Raw genomic sequence first — 18,159 nt, 5'->3', positions numbered from 1 at the left:
CCGGCCTAAGATTGCGCCGGAAATCTCTCGCGGAACGAGCGCAGGATATCGCTGCAGATCTGCGCGTTCCTCGCCTGCCGGGGGACGCGCACCAGAAACGATCCGATGACATGCGCCGGACGCGGCGACAGAACGACGATCCGGTCCGCCAGCATGATCGCCTCGAGCAGGTTGTGCGTCACCATCAGGACCGTCGTCGGATGCGCCGACCATATTTCGAGCAGCAGATAGCGAAGCTGCTGTGCGGTCGCTTCGTCGAGGGAGACGAAGGGTTCGTCGAGAACCAGGAGGTCCGGCTCGATCGCAAGCGCCCTCGCAAGGGCTGCGCGGCGCGCGAGCCCCAGCGAAAGTTCTCCGGGGTAAAAGGCCCGCATTCCGGACAGACCGAGTGTGTCGAACAGTCGATCGAGGTTCTTGCCCTGAAGGCTTTTCGGTAAGACCAGACGCACGTTTTCCTCGACCGTTCGCCACGGCAGAAGGATGGGTTCCTGGAAAACCATGCCGATGCGCGGCTCCCTTTCTCCCGGCAGCGCTATGCGCCCCTCGAAGGACCGGTCCAGGCCGAGGAGCAGCCGCAGCGTCGTGGTCTTGCCGCAGCCGGAAGGGCCGACAAGGCAGACGAACTCGTTCGGCTCTGCTGCAAAACTGAGATCGCGCAGGACTTCGATGCTGCCGCCCTTCGACGACTCGAACGATTTGTGCCTGACTTCGATTTCAAGCCGCGCGTCTGCGCCAGCGGGTTGAGGTGTGTTCAAGGGGCTGCACCAGAAGGAATTCGATCAAGAGCATCACGCAGACGAAGGCCAGCGTGTAGGCGAGGATGGAGGCAACGTCGAAGAGCTGAAAATAAAGGTTGATCTGGAAGCCGACGCCGTTCGAACGGCCGAGAAGCTCGACGACGAGGACGATCTTCCAGATCAGCGAAATGCCGGAGCGGGAAGCCGCGGCCAGATAGGGCTGCAGCTGCGGCAGCAGGACGTGGCGCAATCGCGCAAGCGGCCCGAACCTGTAGACCTTCGCCATGTCGGTATAGCGCAGATCGAGCGCACGGGTCCCTTCCCGCATGGTGACGATGACGTTCGGTATCTTGTTGAAGGCCACGGCGCCGATGGCCGCCACCTCGTTCAGCCCGAACCAGATATAGGCAAGGACGATGACCACCAGGGCCGGAACGTTCAGGGAAAGAATGACCCAGGGATCGAGAAACCGGTCCGCCCGCGGATAGCTTCCGAGGAAGATGCCGATCGCCGAGCCGATGACCATGGCCAGCAGGAACGAAGCAGCCACACGGCCAAGGGTTATTCCCAGATGATAGGGAAGATCTCCCTTAGCCGTCTCACGAGCCATGACGCGCAGGACATCGAGCGGTAGCGGGAAGGCACGACTGGGCCAGAGGGTTGCCGACAGATGCCACGCGACGGCCAGAACGACGACCGATGCGATGACCGTCAGCAACGGTCCGAAACTGCGTCTTCGCGCGGCCTTCTCCATTTGCACCTGCGACGATGAGCCAAGAGAAACCGAACTCACCTATTCCGCCCCCCAGAACGTACCCGGCACCAGTTCCTTCGAGGGGCCGACGAGCTCTTCGCCGCCTATCGTGGCCAGGACGGAATAAAGCGCTTCCGCATCCTTTTCCGCGTCCTCGGGCGGTCGTTTGGGAATGCCTTCGCGATAGCGGTCGCGCATGACCTTCTGCTCGGCTTCGTCACCCCGAAGCATCGGAGCGAGCGCCGTCCATTCGTCGTCGGAACTTTCGAGCAGCGCCTTCGCATCGGCGCTTGCCTCCACGAAGCCGTCGATCGCGGCCCGGTGGGCCTTGGCCCAGGATTCGTGGAAGATATATCCCAGAGCGACGATCGGTCCCGAGGCGCCGAGCGCGGCAGCCGCCTCGTGCCCGCCGATGACCCTGCGATAACCCTTCGCTTCCAGCCGCGCGCAATAGTTCCAGAAGTTGAGCACCGCATCGAGCTCGCCCTGCTGCACCTTTTCCGTCAGCAATGGCGGAGCGCCGTAGACGATCGTGTTTGTCTCGGCGAGATCCCTGGAATAGTCCTTCTTCGCCATCGCCTGGATCAGAAGCCAGTTCTTGTCCAGAGGGCCGCCCGCGACGCCTATCTTCTTGCCGCTGAGATCGCCGAGGGTTCGGATGGGGGACTGGTCCGGAACCATGATGGCGCCGACCGCCGTGGAATAGGGAACGAACGTCAGGTCGGCGCCTGTCGCGCGCTGCCGCGAAACCCACAGCCAGTCCGAAACGATCACGTCGACCGCTCCGGCCATCAGCGCGACATTCGTGGCGTCCTCGCCGGCGAATTCCTGCACATCCACGGTGATCCCGTGTTTTTCGTCCAGCTTATGCCGTTTGATCGTATCGAGTTCCCAGCTCACCGTGCCGAACTTGAGAACGCCGACACGAACGACCTCCGCAGCCGCGGCCTGCCCCACCGTCTGGGTGAAGAATGCCGCCAGCAACAACAATCCGATCCGGAACGATCGGCCAATCCCGCCTCCCATGAGTCCTTCCTCCCATATGCCCCATCCCGTGTTCCGATTTTTTAGATATCCTTGCCCCTCGTCGGATATTCGCACCGCCATTTGACGACGCGCAAACGCGGATGCTCCGCGGACCATTTCGCAATCTGAGGCGGTGCCTGGAGCATGCAGGTTACCGGACCTCCCCTGTCTTCGAAACGAAGGTGCTCCTCCCGGCAGCTCGCAGGCTGGTCCGCAAGACAGATCGTCAGAACGAGTTCGATAAGAGGCATGTCGCACCTTTCAACGGCCTGCCGCAGCCGCTTCCTCCTGCTCAGGCAGCCGCATGCGCAACCGCCGGCCAATCGCAGCCTCTTCCGGTGCCGGGAAGAGATAATAGTGAAATTAGGAGCATCCCGTGCGCCCGTCAATCGCAACTTCCGATCCGTATGGCCGACGACGGCCCCCGGGGGCGCAGCAGAGGCTTGACTTACATCCTTCCGCAGGTAGATTTTTTCTATGGCAAGTGCCGGCGGAGGAAATAACGGCGCCTGTCTTCGTCAAAGGGCACCCTTGGCGAAATGAGGAAATACCATGAAATGTCCTATCCTTCTGATCGCTGCATCAGTTGCGATTTTCTCTGCCTGCGGAGCCAACGCTCAGGAGGGCGATGCGAACGCGGGAGCGACGGTGTTCAACAAATGCAAGGCCTGTCACGACGCCGAAACGGATAAGAACAAGGTAGGCCCGTCTCTGAACGGCGTGATCGGCAGGGTCGCCGGCACCCATCCCGGATTTGCCTATTCCAAGGCGATGGTCGATGCCGGCAAGGCCGGCCTCCAATGGGACGAGGCATCGTTGCGCGACTACCTCCACAATCCGAAAGCGAAGGTGAAAGGCACCAAGATGGCCTTTGCCGGCCTGAAGGACGACGGCGAGATCAGCAATCTGCTGGCCTATCTCGAGCAATTCAAGAAGCAATAAAAACAGAGAGCCGCCGGTCGTCCCGGCGGCTCTTCATCCGCTTCGCTTCACCACAACCGGATCTACGCCGCCCGGCGCGCAAGCGCGTTGTCCGCCTGCCTGCGGATCGCTTCGATATTGCCGGCATAGGCGGACGCATCATTGCCCTTGAATATGGCCGAGCCGGCGACGAGGACATCGGCGCCGGCAGCGGAGACCAGCGGCGCGGTTTCGGACGTGACGCCGCCGTCGATCTCGATATGGATCGGCCGGTCGCCGATCATCGCCGCCACCCGGCGCACCTTCTCCACGACCGCCGGGATGAAGGCCTGGCCGCCGAAGCCGGGATTGACGGTCATCAGCAGCACGAGGTCCAGACGGTCGAGCACATATTCGATGACGCTTTCGGGCGTCGACGGATTGAGCGCGACACCCGCCTTCTTGCCGAGATTGCGGATCGCCTGAAGCGTCCGGTCGAGATGCGGCCCGGCTTCGGCATGGACCGTGATGACATCGCAACCGGCATCCGCGAAGGCCGCGATATAGGGGGCCACGGGCGCAATCATCAGATGACAGTCGAAGACGGCTTGCGTCCGGTCGCGGATGGATTTGACGATCTGCGGCCCGAACGTGATGTTGGGCACGAAATGACCGTCCATGACATCGAGATGGACCCAGTCGGCACCCGCCTTGACGACGTCTTCCACTTCCTCGCCCAGCCGGGAGAAATCGGCGGAGAGAATGGAAGGCGCGATGATCGTCTTCCGGCTCATGATGCGGACTCCTCTTGTGTCGCCTCGCCGAACACACGGCTGGCCCGGATATCGGCGGCCACGATGGTCGACAGCGCATCGGCGTCGACCGGTCCGTCGGACGTTTCGAACAGCCGGTTCGCCTGGCGCAGGCGCGCCCTGTCGAGCGCATTGCGGATGGAACGGGCATTGGCGAAATGCGGCCGGCGGCGGCGAAGCGCGATATATTGCTCCATGGCGGCCCGCCCTTCCGCATCGAATCCGTAGTTCTGGTTGGCGAGCATCACCTCGGCGATCCGGAGCAGTTCGTCGTCGGTATAGTCCGGGAAGTCGATATGATGGGCGATGCGCGAACGAAAGCCCGGATTGCTTTCGAAGAAACGATCCATCCGGTCGGCGTAACCCGCCAAGATGACGACGAAATCCTCGCGCTGGTGCTCCATGACCTGCAGGAGTATCTCGATCGCCTCCTGGCCGTAGTCGCGCTCGTTTTCCTGCCTGTAGAGGTAATAGGCCTCGTCGATGAAGAGCACGCCGCCCATCGCCTTCTTCAGGATCTCCTTCGTCTTCGGCGCGGTGTGGCCGATATACTGCCCCACCAGATCATCGCGCGTCACCGACACCAGATGCCCCTTGCGGATATAGCCGAGCCGGTGGAGCAGATCGGCCATGCGCAACGCGACGGTCGTCTTTCCCGTCCCCGGATTGCCGCTGAAGCTCATGTGCAGCGTCGGGGTCTCATGGGCGAGGCCGAGCCGCTTGCGGGCACGCTCGACCAGGAGAAGTGCGGCGGTCTCCTTGATCCGCTGCTTGACCGGCGCAAGGCCGATGAGCGAGCTGTCCAGCTCGTCGAGCACGTCCTTGACGCCGGATTCGACATATTCCGCCCTGAGATCGATGGCGGAGGGTATATTGTCGGCGGCCTGCGGCCTCATGGGAACCGGCTCAGCCATAGCGTTCTCCTGTCGGCCGGTCCGCCGCATAGGAGCGGGCGGTGTAGCGGACTGCCCTGCCCGCGGCCTCCTGCCTATCGAGCCGGAAACCGGGCTCCGCCGCAGGCCGGTTGACGATGAAGGAGAGGCGGACGGATTCCCAGCCGTGGCTGCCGTCGAAGGCCACGAAGCGGATATAGCGGTCGCCATAGACCTTGCGGCACTCCTTCAGCTCCATCATCAGCGCAGCCGCATCCGGATTGTCGAACATCGGGTGGCCCCACATGTCCCAGTAGGTGTTGCGGGGGTGGGGATCGTCGGTAAATTCGAGGCTCATGGCCCAGCCCTTGTCGATGCAGTACTGGGCCTGCCGGGCGATCTGCTCGTCCGTCAAAGGCGGCAGGAACGAGAATGCTCCCTGGGTGATATGCATGTCGCGTCTCCTATTCTGCTGCGGTGGCCGTCGGAACGAAATCCGGCGTGTCGGTCGAGGTGTAGTCGAAGGTCACGTCCTTCCAGACCTCCAGCGCCTGCTGCAGAGGCTGGCAGTGGCGGGCGGCATCGCGCAGGATCTGCGGCCCTTCGCGCACGATGTCCCGTCCCTCGTTGCGGGCGAGCACCATGCATTCGAGCGCCACGCGGTTGGCCGTGGCACCGGCGGCGATGCCCATCGGGTGCCCGATCGTGCCGCCGCCGAACTGCAGCACGACGTCCTCGCCGAGCAGGTCGAGGAGCTGGTGCATCTGCCCGGCATGGATGCCGCCGGAAGCGACCGGCATCATCCGGTTGAGCGAGGCCCAGTGCTGGTCGAAGAAGATGCCGTTCTCCAGCCGCATCGGATTGAAGTCCTCGCGGCAGACGTCGTAATAGCCGCGCGTCGTCGCGGGGTCGCCTTCCAGCTTGCCGACGACGGTGCCGGCATGGATGTGGTCGACGCCCGCAAGCCGCATCCATTTGGCGATGACGCGGAAGGACACGCCATGCGTCTTCTGCCGCGTATAGGTGGAATGGCCGGCACGGTGGAGATGCAGCACCATGTCGTTGCGGCGCGCCCATTTCGCCATGGACTGGATCGCCGTATAGCCGATGACGAGGTCGATCATGACGATGACCGAGCCGAGCTCCCTGGCGAATTCGGCGCGCTCGTACATGTCCTCCATCGTGGCGGCCGTGACGTTCAGATAGGTCCCCTTGATTTCGCCGGTCTCGGCCTGCGCCTTGTTCACCGCCTCCATGCAGTAGAGGAAGCGTTCGCGCCAATGCATGAAGGGCTGCGAGTTGATGTTCTCGTCGTCCTTGGTGAAATCGAGCCCGCCCTTCAGCGCCTCATAGACGACGCGGCCGTAATTGCGCCCCGAAAGGCCGAGCTTCGGCTTCACGGTCGCCCCCAGCAGCGGACGGCCGAACTTGTCCAGACGCTCGCGCTCGACGACGATGCCGGTCGCGGGTCCCTGGAAAGTCTTCACGTAGGCGATTGGAAACCGCATGTCCTCCAGCCGCAACGCCTTCAGAGGCTTGAAGCCGAACACGTTGCCGATGATCGACGCGCTCATGTTGGCGATCGAGCCCGGTTCGAACAGGTCGAGGTCGTAGGCGATATAGGCGAAATACTGCCCTTCCGCATTCGGCACGGGATCGAGCCGGTAGGCCTTGGCGCGATATTTCTCGCTCGCCGTCAGCCGGTCGGTCCAGACGACCGTCCAAGTGGCCGTGGAGGATTCCCCCGCGACGGCCGCGGCCGCCTCGACCGGATCGACGCCTTCCTGCGGCGTGATCCGGAAGAGCGCGATGATATCGGTATCCTTCGGCTCGTAATCGGGCTCCCAATAGCCCATCTTCTTGTATTCCATCACGCCCGATCTGTAGCGCGCCGCGCCCTTGACGGTTTGGGATTTGCTGTCCATGGCCTGGTCCTTTCGTTGTGTTTCGGACCGCCGCTCAGGCGGCTTTCGCGGTTGAGGTCTGCGGATCGAGCTCGCCGGCGGCATAACGCTTCGCCATCTCGTCCAGGGCAATGACCTTGATTTTGGAGGCTTTTCCCGCCGTGCCGAAGCGTTCGAAGCGGTCGCGGCAGAGGTTGCGCATGGCGTCCATCGCCGGTTTCAGGAACTTGCGCGGATCGAATTCCTCCGGATGCTCCATCGCAATCCTCCGGAATTGCCCGGCCATCGCCATGCGGCAGTCGGTGTCGATATTGACCTTCCGGACCCCGCAGCGGATGCCGCGCTCGATTTCCTCGACAGGAACCCCATAGGTCTGCGGCATCTGTCCGCCGAAGCGGTTGATGATGTCCTGCATCTCCTGCGGCACCGAGGAAGAGCCATGCATGACGAGATGCGTATTCGGCAGCTTGCGGTGGATCTCCTCGATGACGCTCATCGCCAGGATCTCGCCGTCCGGCGCCCGGGTGAACTTGTAGGCGCCATGCGACGTGCCGCAGGCGATCGCCAGCGCGTCGACACCGGTGCGGGCGACGAAATCGACCGCCTGATCCGGGTCCGTCAGAAGTTGGTCGTGCGACAGAGCGCCTTCGGCGCCATGGCCATCCTCGGCTGCGCCGGTGCCGCTTTCCAGAGAGCCCAGAACACCGAGCTCCCCTTCGACCGACACGCCCACCCAATGGGCGATGCGCGCCACCCTTTCGGTGATCGCCACATTGTACTCATAGGAGGCCGGCGTCCTGGCATCCGCCTCAAGGGAGCCGTCCATCATCACGGAGGTGAAGCCGTGGCGTATCGCCGTCATGCAGGTCGCTTCGTCGCTGCCGTGATCCTGGTGGACGCAGACCGGAATGGCCGGATAGATCTCCGTCAGCGCCTCGATCATCCGCGCCAGCATGATATCCTTCGCGTAGGACCGGGCCCCTTTCGAGGCCTGGAGAATGACGGGCGCATCGCAGGCGGCCGCCGCTTCCATGACCGCGAGGCCCTGTTCCATGTTGTTGATATTGAAGGCCGGAACGCCGTATCCGTATGCTGCCGCGTGATCGAGCAGCTGGCGTAATGTGATGCGGGCCATGGTCCTCCTCCTTTCCTACCAATCCGTCTGGTCTGTGCCCGATCCCCGGGCGACGAGTTCGAGAGCCGCGTTCACCGCGGCCTTGGCGGTGATGCCGAAATGCTCGTAGAGCGCTGCGGCCGGAGCGCTGGCGCCGAAGCCGTTCATGCCGATGAAGACGCCGTCTTCTCCGAGATAGCGGTCCCAGCCGAGGCGTGCCGCCGCCTCGATGCCGATCCGGGGTGACGTCCCGAGCACCGCCTTGCGGTATTCGGGCGATTGCCGCTCGAACAGCTCCCAGGAGGGCATGGAGACGACCGCGGCGGCTATGCCATGTTCGGCAAGCAGCGTGTCGGCGGCGCCACAGGCAATCTCGACCTCGGAACCGGTCGCCAGCAGGGAGAGGGTGCGTGGTCCCGAGGTCGCGCGCAGGACATAGGCTCCCTGCGCGGAAAGGTTCTCTTCGCCTTCGCGCGGGCGGCACATCGGCAGGTTCTGGCGCGACAGCACGATGAGGCTCGGACGGTCCCGCTCCTTAAGCGCCAGTTCCCAGCACTCCGCCGTCTCCACGATGTCGCAGGGCCGGAAGACGTTGAGGTTGGGCGTCGCGCGCAGCATCGCCAGATGCTCGATCGGCTGATGGGTCGGCCCATCCTCGCCAAGCCCGATCGAGTCATGCGTCATGACATAGATCACCTGCTGCCCCATCAGCGCCGACAGGCGGATCGCGCCGCGGGCATAGTCGGAGAAGACGAGGAAAGTGCCGCCATAGGGAATGAACCCGCCATGCAGGGCGAGACCGTTCATCGCCGCCGACATTCCGTGCTCGCGGATGCCGTAATGGATATAACGGCCGGCATAGCTCCCCGGCCTGATGGGCGACATTCCGGCCGTCAGGGTCAGGTTGGAATGGGTGAGGTCCGCCGACCCTCCGATCGTCAGGTCCGTCGCAGCGTTGATGACGCCGAGCACCATTTCGGAAGCCTTGCGGGTGGCGACCTTCGTCGCCTTCGCCTGATGCTCCCGGCGGAACTCGGCGAGCGCGCCTAACAGCGATGCCGGGATTTCCCGCTCCATGGCTCCGATGAAGGCCGCACCCTCGGGTGCCGCGGCAACCCGGTTGAGCCATTTGCGCCGCTGCGCGGCCCCGCGCGCGGCGACCTCGCTCCAGCGCTCCAGAATGGGCTCCGGAACCTGGAATGGCGCATAGGGCCAATTCAGCTCCTGTCTCGCGGCCGCAACCTCGCTTTCGCCGAGCGGCGCTCCGTGGGTCTTCTCCGACCCCTGCAGGTTGGGAGCGCCCTTGCCGATCACCGTCCGGCAGGAAATGAGGGACGGCTTGTTCGAAACCCGCGCCCGGGAAATCGCGCGGCCGATCGCATCGAAATCATGCCCGTCGATCTCCTGCACGTCGAAGCCCGCCGCCTCGAAACGGGCAAGCTGGTTCATCGAGGTCGAAAGGCTGGTGGGACCGTCGATCGAGATGGAATTGTTGTCCCAGAGCACGATCAGCCGCGACAGCTTCAGATGGCCGGCAAGGTCGATCGCCTCATGGCTGATGCCTTCCTGCAGGCATCCGTCGCCGGCAATGACATAGGTATGATGATCGACAAGCCCGTCGCCGTAGCGCGCATTGGCAATGCGTTCGGCAAGCGCCATGCCGACGGCCGTGGCAATCCCCTGTCCCAACGGACCCGTCGTGGTCTCGATGCCGAGCGCGTGGCCGTATTCCGGATGGCCGGCCGTCCTCGCACCGAGCTGTCGGAACCGCTGCAGCTCCCCGATCGTCATGTCCTCGTAGCCGATCAGGTAATGAAGCGCATATTGCAGCATCGAGCCGTGGCCGGCGGAAAGGACGAAACGGTCGCGATCCGGCCATTTCGGATCGGACGGATCGATCTTGATGAAGCGGCTGAACAGGACCGTCGCGACATCGGCCATGCCCATCGGCATGCCGGGATGACCGGAATTGGCCTTCTGGACGCCGTCCATGGCAAGCGCCCTTACGGCGTTCGCCATGTCGTGCTCCGTCACGGTGCCAAACTCGATGATGTCCTGCGGCTGAAGTTGCGTGTTCATTGCTTGCTCCTCACGAGGCGCGGTTCTTGCGTTCGATCAGTTGCATGATCAGGGGTGTCAGGATCAGCTGCATGGCGAGATCCAGTTTGTTTCCCGGCACCACGATGGAATTGGCCCGCGACATGAACGAGTCGTGGATCATCGACAGCAGGTACGGGAAATCGATGCCGCGCGGCCTCGCGAAACGGATGACCAGCATCGATTCGTCAGGTGTCGGGATCCAGCGCGCGATGAACGGGTTGGACGTGTCGACGATCGGCACCCGCTGGAAGTTGATGTCGGTCAGCGTGAACTGGGGCGTGATGTAGCGGACATAGTCCGGCATGCGCCGCAGGATGACGTCCATTACCGCTTCCGTGGAATAACCGCGCGTTTCCCGATCGCGATGGATCTTCTGGATCCATTCGAGATTGATGACGGGCACGACGCCGATCTTCAGATCGGCATGGCTGGCGAGGTTCACCTTGTCCGTCACCGCGCAGCCATGCAGCCCTTCGTAAAAAAGCAGGTCGCTCGGTGGAAAATCGCGCCAGTCCGTGAGGCTTCCGGGCGGAACATTGTGACAGGCGGCTTCCTGTTCGTCGTGGATATAGGTCCGGGTGCGGCCAGTGCCGTACCGGCCGTATTCCTCGAAGACGGATTCGAGGATTTCCAGCTCGTTGGCTTCCGCATGGAAATGCGTGAAATTCGGATTGCCGTTCCGCTCCTCCTCGGCGACCTTTTCCTTCATCGCCTGCCGGTCGTAGCGGTGGAATGCGTCTCCCTCGATGAAGGCCGCCTCGATTTTCTCGCGCCGGAATATCTGCTCGAAAATGCGCTTGACCGAGGTGGTCCCTGCGCCGGACGATCCGGTGGTCGAAATAATGGGATGTCTTGCCGACATTGCCGCTCCCTCCCGGTCAGGCTCTGAAGAGGCCGCGATTGCTGAAAAGCGGCGCCCGCTCGGCGATGCTGCTGGGCTCGGCATGGTAGCGCCCGACACGGGCGACCTCCCGTGCCGAGCCGAAGACGAGCGGAACGCGCTGATGCAGCGCCGTCGGCGTCAGGTCCAGAATGCGGTTGACCGTATCCGTGGCGGCTCCACCCGCCTGTTCGATAAGGAAGGCGATCGGGTTGGCTTCGTAGACCAGCCGCAGCCGGCCGTCGCCATATCCCTTGCGCCGGTCGCCGGGGTAGAGATAGACGCCGCCGCGCATCAGGATGCGGTAGGCATCGGCGGCGACGGCCGCGACCCAGCGCATGTTGAATTCCTTTTCGCGCGGCCCTTCCGCCCCCTTCAGGCAGTCGTCGACGTAAAGCCGGACCGCCTCGTCCCAGTGGCGGTAGTTCGCCGCATTGATCGCGAATTCCTGCGTCCGCGGCGGGATGACCAGATTTCCGTAAGCCTGGACGAACACGCCGAGCCGCGAGGAAAAGACGAAGACATGGGTGCCGCTCCCGACGCTGAGAACCAGCGCAAGCTGAGGGCCGTAGATGAAAAAGCCGGCGGCGAGCTGAGCGTCTCCCCGGTGGAAGAAGGAGGCGTCAGGCTCGCCGACCGGATCACCAGCCGCTGGGAGGATGGAGAAGATGGTCCCGATCGAGACGTTGATGTCGATGTTCGAGGAGCCGTCCAGGGGATCGACGGCCACCGCGAGCGGGCCTGCCGGATCGAGAAGGGCAGCCTGTTCGAGTTCCTCGGAGGCATAGAGGCAGACGGGCGCCTGCCGCATGGCTTCGATGAAGAGAGCGTCGGCCAGAACGTCGAGCGCTTTCGGTATGTCGCCGCCCGGTCCGGCATCACGGTGCTCCTCGGAAGAAGGAATGCCGAGCGCACCCTGGTTGATGGTGCTGCGCAGGATGACAGCGGCCGCTGCCAGCCGCCGAATGGTGAGGGCGACAGCCTCGGCGAGGGAGGCGCCGCTCATGACATGGAAGTTCAAGAATGTTTCTAACGTCGGCGAACTCATGGCCTGCCTCCCTGCCCGCTCATTGCCTGGGGCATGGAGGTATCGAACCAAGAATCTCGCGCTAAGTAAAATTTATTGTATTTACCGAATAGATAAATTTATTTAAGCTAAGATCAAATGAAAAATCTGACGCTCAGGCATCTGCGCGCGGCGCAGGAAATCGCAAGACACGGGACCATCGTCCGGGCGGCGAACGCGCTTGGCCTCACGCCGCCGGCGATCACCATCCAGTTGAAACAGGTCGAGGAGGATGCAGGCGTCGTGCTCTTCGACCGGACCAATGACGGGCTGCGCCCGACCGCAGCGGGCCTTGCCTTCATCGATGCGGCTCAGATGGTCGAGGAGAGGTTGCGTCAGCTGGACGACGAGATCGATGCCATCAAGGGCGTGCGCACGGGCACGCTCGCTCTCGGCGTCGTCTCGACCGCGAAATATTTCGCGCCGCGCCTGATGGCCACCTTCAAGAAGAGCCATCCGGACATCGCCGTTTCTCTGGCGATCGGCAACCGGGCGGAGATCATCGCGAAACTGAAGAACCACGACGTCGACATCGCCCTGATGGGCCGCCCGCCCAGGGATCTGCCGTTGCACTCGGCGGTGTTCGGAGACCATCCGCTGGTGATGATCGCACCGCCGGACCATCCCCTGGCGAAGAAACGCGATATCACCAAGGAGGAAATCGCCAGGGAACACTTCCTCATCCGCGAGCCGGGGTCGGGCACGCGCATATCGCTGGAAATTTTTCTCGGAGAGATTCCGGGAAGGCTCGATGATCTCGGCACGGAAATGTCCTCGAACGAGACGATCAAGCAGGCCGTCATGGCGGGGCTCGGCATCGCCTTCATCTCGGCCCATACCATCGCCATGGAACTGGAGTTCGGCAAGCTCGTCACGCTCGACGTCATCGGCATGCCCATCCGCAGGCAGTGGTTTTCGGTGAGGCGGACGGACAGGACGGTCTCCCCCGCCATGAACGCCTTCCAGGTTTTCCTGCGTCAGCGGGGAGCCCAATGCCTGCCCTTCTTCCACCAGCTTTATCCGATTCAGCAGCAGCCGGGTTGAAGGCTTTCGGGCGATCACGGCTCAACCTTTCGGAAACATGATTTCGCCCTTGCCCAGCACGGCATTGTCGCCGCCGAAACGGTAGGGTTTTGCACCGAGCAGCGGCCGGTCGAGGATCTTTTCCTCCATCAGGTAGCGATCGAACAGCGCCGGGAAGGCGATGTCGACCCGGCCGCAATCCATGAACGTGGGCGAAAGATCGGCCGGTCGCCGGTCGAACAGAAGCGAGCCGCGTTTCATCAGGTGACCGGGGTAGCGGCCGACGCGGCCGGTGGCGACGATCGTGCCGGCGATCATCCCGAGGCCCGCATAGTCGCCGCACCCCCTCAGAAGCGCGATGATGCCGCGCCGCATCCTCTCACCGGGACGATGCCCCGCCTTGCCGCGCACGATGATGAGACCGCCGGTCATGCCGTGGATCTCTCCCGCCATCGGGCCGCCGATCCCTTCGCCTGCATCGCCGTTGATCTCGATGCGCCCGTTCTTCATGCCGGAGCCCGCCTGCAATCCGGCCTTACCCTCGATCACCAGCGTACCGCCGGCCATGCGGCGGCCGGGTCGCGCGCCGACATCTCCTTCGACCCGGATGCGCCCCGCACCCATCTCCGCTCCGACGAGATCGAAACGCCCGCTGCCGCCGGCGAAGACGATATTGGAGGCATCGGTGCCGGTGATCTTGAAGACGTCCCCGACGGACGCCGGACGCCGGCTCAATCCGATCGTCAATCCGGCGATCTCGGCAACCGGCATGCCGGCGAGTTTGTCGGGCGTAAGGCCGGAGAGGTCGAGCCTCTCCTCCGGCTCGGAGCGCAGGGTGAAGGTCAGCGGCTTCATGGCAGAAGATCCTTCAGATGATAATGGAACTTGCCGAGCTTGCCGCCGTAGTTTCCCGCGCTGATGCGGAGCGCCCCGCGTTTCGGCCCGAAATCGATGACGGCCTTCAGCCCGGCCCGCATCGCGGCGGTCACCGCGTCGTCGTTCTCGCCGTCGATGACGATCTCCAGGACCGCATTGATATCCGGACCGACCGCGCTCTTGACGACGCCGCGAAGCGTCGGCGCATAGGCATCGTTGGTCGAGGCCATCATGCCCTTGTACTTGCCGCCGACCTTCGAGCCCGATCGCACGATGCCGCCGGGGAAAGGCATGATCGCGCCGGGAACCTTCCCGATCGCCGCCACGGCGCGCTCGGCCGCGGCAAGCGCCTTTTCCGCATCGGCGGCGAGCAGCAGGAAATTTCCCCCGCCGACCGCCTCCTTCGTCAGGCCGGTCTTCGCCTCGCAGAGGAATTCGCCGTCCATGACCGGCACGCGCCAATAATGCCTGCCGCCGAACTTCTTCGAGATCTGCCACCCGTCGCCGAAATAGCGGAGAGACGAACCGAGATCGAGGGACGCGCTGCCTTCGAGGCCTGCGAAACAGGCACTGCCGGGAGACGTGAGAACGCACTGGCCGAGCCTCGTCTTCAATTGTTTCTGCAGCTCGTCCGTGCTCATCGCGAAGATCATCACGCGGCAGCCTGGGCGCCCGTCCGGCGTCTTGGATGCCGGAATGTCGATGTCGATCGCCGCTTCGCAGCCGCAGCCGATGACGGAGGTGGCGAAGCCTGTCATGGTGATCGCCGCCTGACGCGCCCATTTCAGGGTGGGCGCCGTGATGATGATCGCCGTCGCGCGCATGCCGAACGCTTCCGCGAAGGTGTCGTCAATCTCGATGCCGTTCCGGATCAGCTCCTGCATGCGACCTCCGCAAACGGGTTTTCCCGGGCAATCGCCGAATCCGGAAACGTGAACCAGTCGAGCGACAGCCCGTAGCGCTCCTCGTGATAGGCCTGCATGCGCTTGATCATTCCCTTGTCCGGCGGCGGATTGAGGCGCAGCGCCCGTCCCCAGCGATAGTGCGTCACGACGCCATCCCGAACGACGAGATCGCCGTCCTTGAAGACCAGCGCGGCGTCCCGGAACATCTTCTGGATGTCCTGCCCTTTCCGGTAGACGGCGATATCCGCGATCGCGCCTGGACCGAGATGACCGCGGTCGTCGAGCCCGAGCAGCCTGGCCGGCGCCGCCCGCGTCATGACGGCGACCTCTTCAAGCGTGTATTCCCGGGAGATCGAGCCGAGCGTGGTCAGCTCCAGCGCCGACCGGTCGAGTTCCGCCATCTTCGCATTGCGCGCGTCGCGGCTCATCAGCAATTCGAACAGTTCCGGATAGGCGGTGAAAGGAGCGCCGTTCGGATGGTCGGTGGTGAAGAAGACCCGCCACGGATCGTCGATCAGCAGGAAAAGCTCCAGCCCCACCGCCCATTGCAGCGAACCGTAATAATCCTTGCGATAACGATAGGGCACGATGCCGCCGCCATTGCCGTCCCCGTCGAAGATGATGGACTTCTTCGGATGCGCGGTCCGCATTCCGGCATATTGCCGCGTGACGTCGGACGAGATCGTCACGGTCTGGCCGAACATCACCTGGCCGACATCGATCGTCACATCCTTGTTGCCGTTGACCAGCTCGGCAAGACGGGCGGCCTCGGAGGAAAAGCCGCGTTTGCCCTCGGTCCCGTAACCGTAGAATTGCAGATGCGCGAGATGGAGCGGCCTGCCTCCCGACGCCTGGATGGTTTCCGCGGCCGTCGCGGCGTTTCCCGCGATCCCGAGATTGTTGGCATGGACATGCAGCGGATGGGGGATTCCGAGACGTCCGACGGAAGCCTGCAGCGTTTCGACGATCCTGCGGGAACTGACGCCGTAGGACGGAACCACGTCGTCGAAGGCGAAATTGCGGACATTCTCCTTGAAGGCCGCTGCAGCGCCCGCATTGATGACCTTCACCCCGAGCGCCCTCGATCTCGACACGGTCCAAGCCACATAGTCGTCGATCATCGCCGGCGAGGCATCGTCCCGGATCATCGACAGGAGGAAATCGTCGTTGCCGAGGATCGCGAGCGTCGCCTTGTCGATGATAGGAATGTCGGCGAGTTCCATATGGGTATGGAGCGCGTTCGACGGCGACATCGCCGGCTCGACCACGGTCGTGAACCCCATCTGGGCATAAAGGCATCCCGTGCTGAACGTCGACCATCCGGCGTTCGAAAGCGACGTGTGCAGCGGCCGCTTGAGGTGTGCGGCATGCTGTTCCGGCAGCAGAAGACGCGCGGTATTCACATTGCCGCCGCCGATATGGGAATGGATGTCTATCGCGCCCGCCATGATGAGGCAGCCGGAAACGTCGTAGGTCTTGTCCGCTCTCTTCGAGACAGGCTTCTCGACGATAAACCCGTCCCTGACCCAGACGTCGCGCTTGCCGGTCAAGCCGTTGGCCGGATCCACCACTTCTCCCCCTGCGAGACGGATCAGCATGAGGCCAGGTCCTCGCTCTGCAGGGCATGCTGGAGTTCGCCCGCGATGGCCGCAACGCTCGGAAGATCGGACGGGGCCGCTGCCGCTGCGGCTCTCAAGGTTCCGATACGGCTCGAATAGACCACGCCGTCATGGTCGAGACCTGCCTTGCCGATACGAACCGTGACCGCCGCCCCGCTGAGAGGCCGGTCGCTCCTGGCCAGCGCGATCGTCGGCAAACCGCCTCGTCTCGGCGGCCGCGCCTCGTCACGCTCGGAGACCCACAGATGGAGATCAGCTTCCTTTGCGGCGATCATCCGGTCTATGTCGCAGAGCCACGGGTCGTAAACCGGCGAGCCGGTCGAAAAGCCGGTCCGCGGCGGAAACCCCGTCATCCATGTCGAGGCGAGCACCATGCCCCAGGCATCGTCGTCGGAGGGCAGGAAAAGAGCGCTCGCGCGCTGCTTCCTGTTGATGTCGATGAGCATGCCTTGCAGCATGGCCAGGCTCGCAGGGTCCGTAGGGTGGGAGAAGACGAAGACCGGAAAACTTGCCTTTCCCAATGCACCCAGCAAGGCATCGATATCGGTAAGCGCAGCGGGTGTCCTTCTCCCGCCCAGCGATGCCCTGAGGACCCCGAGCACCGCATCGATGGGCAGATCGGGCGCACCGACCTCGACGACCTTCGCACGCCGCCGCAATTCGTCCCCTAGCGCCGGCCCCCCTTTGCCGTTGATCCGGAACCAGCGACGCCTGCCCGGCCGAGGGAGATCCGGCGTCGTGGCCGCAAGAGAGAGAAGCAGATCGTGATGCGCGGCGGGAATGTCGCCGACGATGACGATCACGTCCGCCCGGCGGCGCACTTCCGTCGCCGTCGCAAAGAACCCGCCGATATCCGTATGAAGCGCGACCTCATGAGCGAGATCGCGGCCGTTCACATGGTCATAGGTCGCACCGACCCGCTCCGCCAGGGCAATCAGGCTGCGGCATCCATGGACATCCGAATCGAGGGAAAATACCGGGCAGCGGCTTTTCGCCAGAAGCTTTGCCACATGCTCGATCGCAGCCGGCAAAGGAACCGTTCGGCTGCCGATCCATGCAACCATCACACTCCGAAACTTTCTGGTGCCGCGTTGAATTTATCTTTTCTTCGCCAAATGTGAAGTCCGTCCGGCGAAAAATGCGGCTCAGTTCTCGTATTTCAGATAGGCAAATCGCTGATCGGCATTGGGTGTGCCTTCAAGAGCACCGCCCTCCCTGCCGGGCTGCCACTGGACGACGTCCTCGATCTTCCTGGCGAGTTCGAAATCCTTGTCGGTCACGCCTTTGGCCGCGTGGTTCATCAAAAGGACCTCCACCCAGGCATAGGACGCCTTGATGTCCGGATGATGCCACGCCGCTTCTGCCAGATGCCCCACGGTGTTGATCACCATGAGCGTGGATTTCCAGCCATGCGTCTTGTATTTGCGGCGAATCCAGCCGTTCTCGTAACGCCAGTGCGGCAGCTCGGCCTGCAGCTTCGAGACGATTTCCTCCTCGGAATAAACGCGCTCGCGTTTGCGTTCCTTCTCCTCGTTCATCGCGGATGCTCCTCGCTTCTTTTTCTCCTGCTC

At 63.3% G+C, this 18,159-nt stretch carries 18 protein-coding genes; 2 read left to right on the top strand and 16 right to left on the bottom strand.

The genetic code is table 11. The annotated features are described in order from the left end of the window. Positions 1-5: 5 nt before the first annotated feature. Genes QTA58_RS12840 through QTA58_RS12830 form a run of 3 tightly spaced genes read right to left on the bottom strand, consistent with a single transcriptional unit; the run spans position 6 to position 2,475 of the window. Positions 6-755, bottom strand: a complete 750-nt coding sequence (locus tag QTA58_RS12840) for an ATP-binding cassette domain-containing protein (protein WP_289669123.1) — start codon at positions 753-755, stop codon at positions 6-8. Further along, positions 715-1,491: an ABC transporter permease gene (locus QTA58_RS12835; protein ID WP_289669122.1), complete on the bottom strand. Its 777-nt coding sequence runs from the start codon at positions 1,489-1,491 to the stop codon at positions 715-717. Before QTA58_RS12835 ends, QTA58_RS12840 begins: the two co-directional genes overlap by 41 nt. 39 nt (positions 1,492-1,530) lie before the next feature. Further along, positions 1,531-2,475, bottom strand: a complete 945-nt coding sequence (locus tag QTA58_RS12830) for an ABC transporter substrate-binding protein (RefSeq protein ID WP_289669121.1) — start codon at positions 2,473-2,475, stop codon at positions 1,531-1,533. A gap of 594 nt (positions 2,476-3,069) precedes the next feature. Between QTA58_RS12830 and QTA58_RS12825 the strand changes: the two genes are divergently transcribed. Beyond that, complete coding sequence (locus tag QTA58_RS12825; RefSeq protein ID WP_085420611.1) at positions 3,070-3,459, top strand: cytochrome c family protein; 390 nt, start codon at positions 3,070-3,072, stop codon at positions 3,457-3,459. Between the two features lie 62 nt (positions 3,460-3,521). On the opposite strand, the gene rpe is transcribed toward QTA58_RS12825, so the two are convergent. The 8 genes from rpe to QTA58_RS12785 are packed head-to-tail and all read right to left on the bottom strand — an operon-like array spanning position 3,522 to position 12,147. Then, positions 3,522-4,211, bottom strand: coding sequence for a ribulose-phosphate 3-epimerase (gene rpe / locus QTA58_RS12820; protein ID WP_289669120.1), 690 nt, complete (start codon positions 4,209-4,211; stop codon positions 3,522-3,524). Next, entirely contained in the window at positions 4,208-5,143 is a 936-nt protein-coding gene (gene cbbX / locus QTA58_RS12815) for a CbbX protein (RefSeq protein WP_289669119.1), read from the bottom strand. Before cbbX ends, rpe begins: the two co-directional genes overlap by 4 nt. Continuing rightward, positions 5,136-5,555, bottom strand: coding sequence for a ribulose bisphosphate carboxylase small subunit (locus QTA58_RS12810; protein ID WP_289669118.1), 420 nt, complete (start codon positions 5,553-5,555; stop codon positions 5,136-5,138). The genes cbbX and QTA58_RS12810 overlap by 8 nt, the downstream gene beginning before the upstream one ends. Positions 5,556-5,565: 10 nt before the next feature. Next, positions 5,566-7,026 (bottom strand): form I ribulose bisphosphate carboxylase large subunit, encoded by a 1,461-nt coding sequence (locus QTA58_RS12805; protein ID WP_289669117.1) that lies wholly within the window; start codon positions 7,024-7,026, stop codon positions 5,566-5,568. A gap of 34 nt (positions 7,027-7,060) precedes the next feature. Then, a complete protein-coding gene (fba, locus tag QTA58_RS12800; RefSeq protein ID WP_289669116.1) occupies positions 7,061-8,140 on the bottom strand; it encodes a class II fructose-bisphosphate aldolase in 1,080 nt (359 codons plus the stop codon). Positions 8,141-8,155: 15 nt separating this feature from the next. Further along, a complete protein-coding gene (tkt, locus tag QTA58_RS12795; RefSeq protein WP_289669115.1) occupies positions 8,156-10,198 on the bottom strand; it encodes a transketolase in 2,043 nt (680 codons plus the stop codon). A gap of 10 nt (positions 10,199-10,208) precedes the next feature. Beyond that, on the bottom strand, positions 10,209-11,081 hold the full coding sequence (locus QTA58_RS12790; RefSeq protein ID WP_289669114.1) for a phosphoribulokinase: 873 nt from the start codon (positions 11,079-11,081) through the stop codon (positions 10,209-10,211). A 16-nt stretch (positions 11,082-11,097) separates the two neighbouring features. Continuing rightward, positions 11,098-12,147 (bottom strand): class 1 fructose-bisphosphatase, encoded by a 1,050-nt coding sequence (locus QTA58_RS12785; protein WP_289669113.1) that lies wholly within the window; start codon positions 12,145-12,147, stop codon positions 11,098-11,100. Between the two features lie 117 nt (positions 12,148-12,264). Here QTA58_RS12785 and QTA58_RS12780 point away from each other — a divergent pair, with 117 nt between their 5' ends. Beyond that, positions 12,265-13,209: a LysR family transcriptional regulator gene (locus QTA58_RS12780; RefSeq protein WP_289669112.1), complete on the top strand. Its 945-nt coding sequence runs from the start codon at positions 12,265-12,267 to the stop codon at positions 13,207-13,209. A 21-nt stretch (positions 13,210-13,230) separates the two neighbouring features. Here the strand turns inward: QTA58_RS12780 and QTA58_RS12775 are convergent, their stop codons facing one another. The 5 genes from QTA58_RS12775 to QTA58_RS12755 form a co-directional block, all read right to left on the bottom strand. Further along, the gene (locus QTA58_RS12775) at positions 13,231-14,043 is read right to left on the bottom strand and encodes a formylmethanofuran dehydrogenase subunit C (protein WP_289669111.1); all 813 of its coding nucleotides are present in this window, start codon (positions 14,041-14,043) and stop codon (positions 13,231-13,233) included. Further along, positions 14,040-14,948, bottom strand: a complete 909-nt coding sequence (fhcD, locus tag QTA58_RS12770; RefSeq protein WP_289669110.1) for a formylmethanofuran--tetrahydromethanopterin N-formyltransferase — start codon at positions 14,946-14,948, stop codon at positions 14,040-14,042. Before fhcD ends, QTA58_RS12775 begins: the two co-directional genes overlap by 4 nt. Continuing rightward, positions 14,936-16,567, bottom strand: coding sequence for a formylmethanofuran dehydrogenase subunit A (locus QTA58_RS12765; RefSeq protein WP_289669109.1), 1,632 nt, complete (start codon positions 16,565-16,567; stop codon positions 14,936-14,938). The genes fhcD and QTA58_RS12765 overlap by 13 nt, the downstream gene beginning before the upstream one ends. Further along, positions 16,561-17,652, bottom strand: coding sequence for a tungsten formylmethanofuran dehydrogenase (locus QTA58_RS12760; protein WP_289669108.1), 1,092 nt, complete (start codon positions 17,650-17,652; stop codon positions 16,561-16,563). Before QTA58_RS12760 ends, QTA58_RS12765 begins: the two co-directional genes overlap by 7 nt. An 81-nt stretch (positions 17,653-17,733) precedes the next feature. Next, positions 17,734-18,126, bottom strand: coding sequence for a 4a-hydroxytetrahydrobiopterin dehydratase (locus QTA58_RS12755; RefSeq protein WP_085420624.1), 393 nt, complete (start codon positions 18,124-18,126; stop codon positions 17,734-17,736). Between the last annotated feature and the right edge of the window lie 33 nt (positions 18,127-18,159).

It is taken from the genome of Neorhizobium sp. CSC1952, from assembly GCF_030378245.1.
Taxonomy (GTDB): domain Bacteria; phylum Pseudomonadota; class Alphaproteobacteria; order Rhizobiales; family Rhizobiaceae; genus Neorhizobium; species Neorhizobium oryzae_A.
The sequence above is the reverse complement of the archived record's forward strand: the minus strand, read 5'-3'. Positions and strand labels throughout refer to the sequence as shown.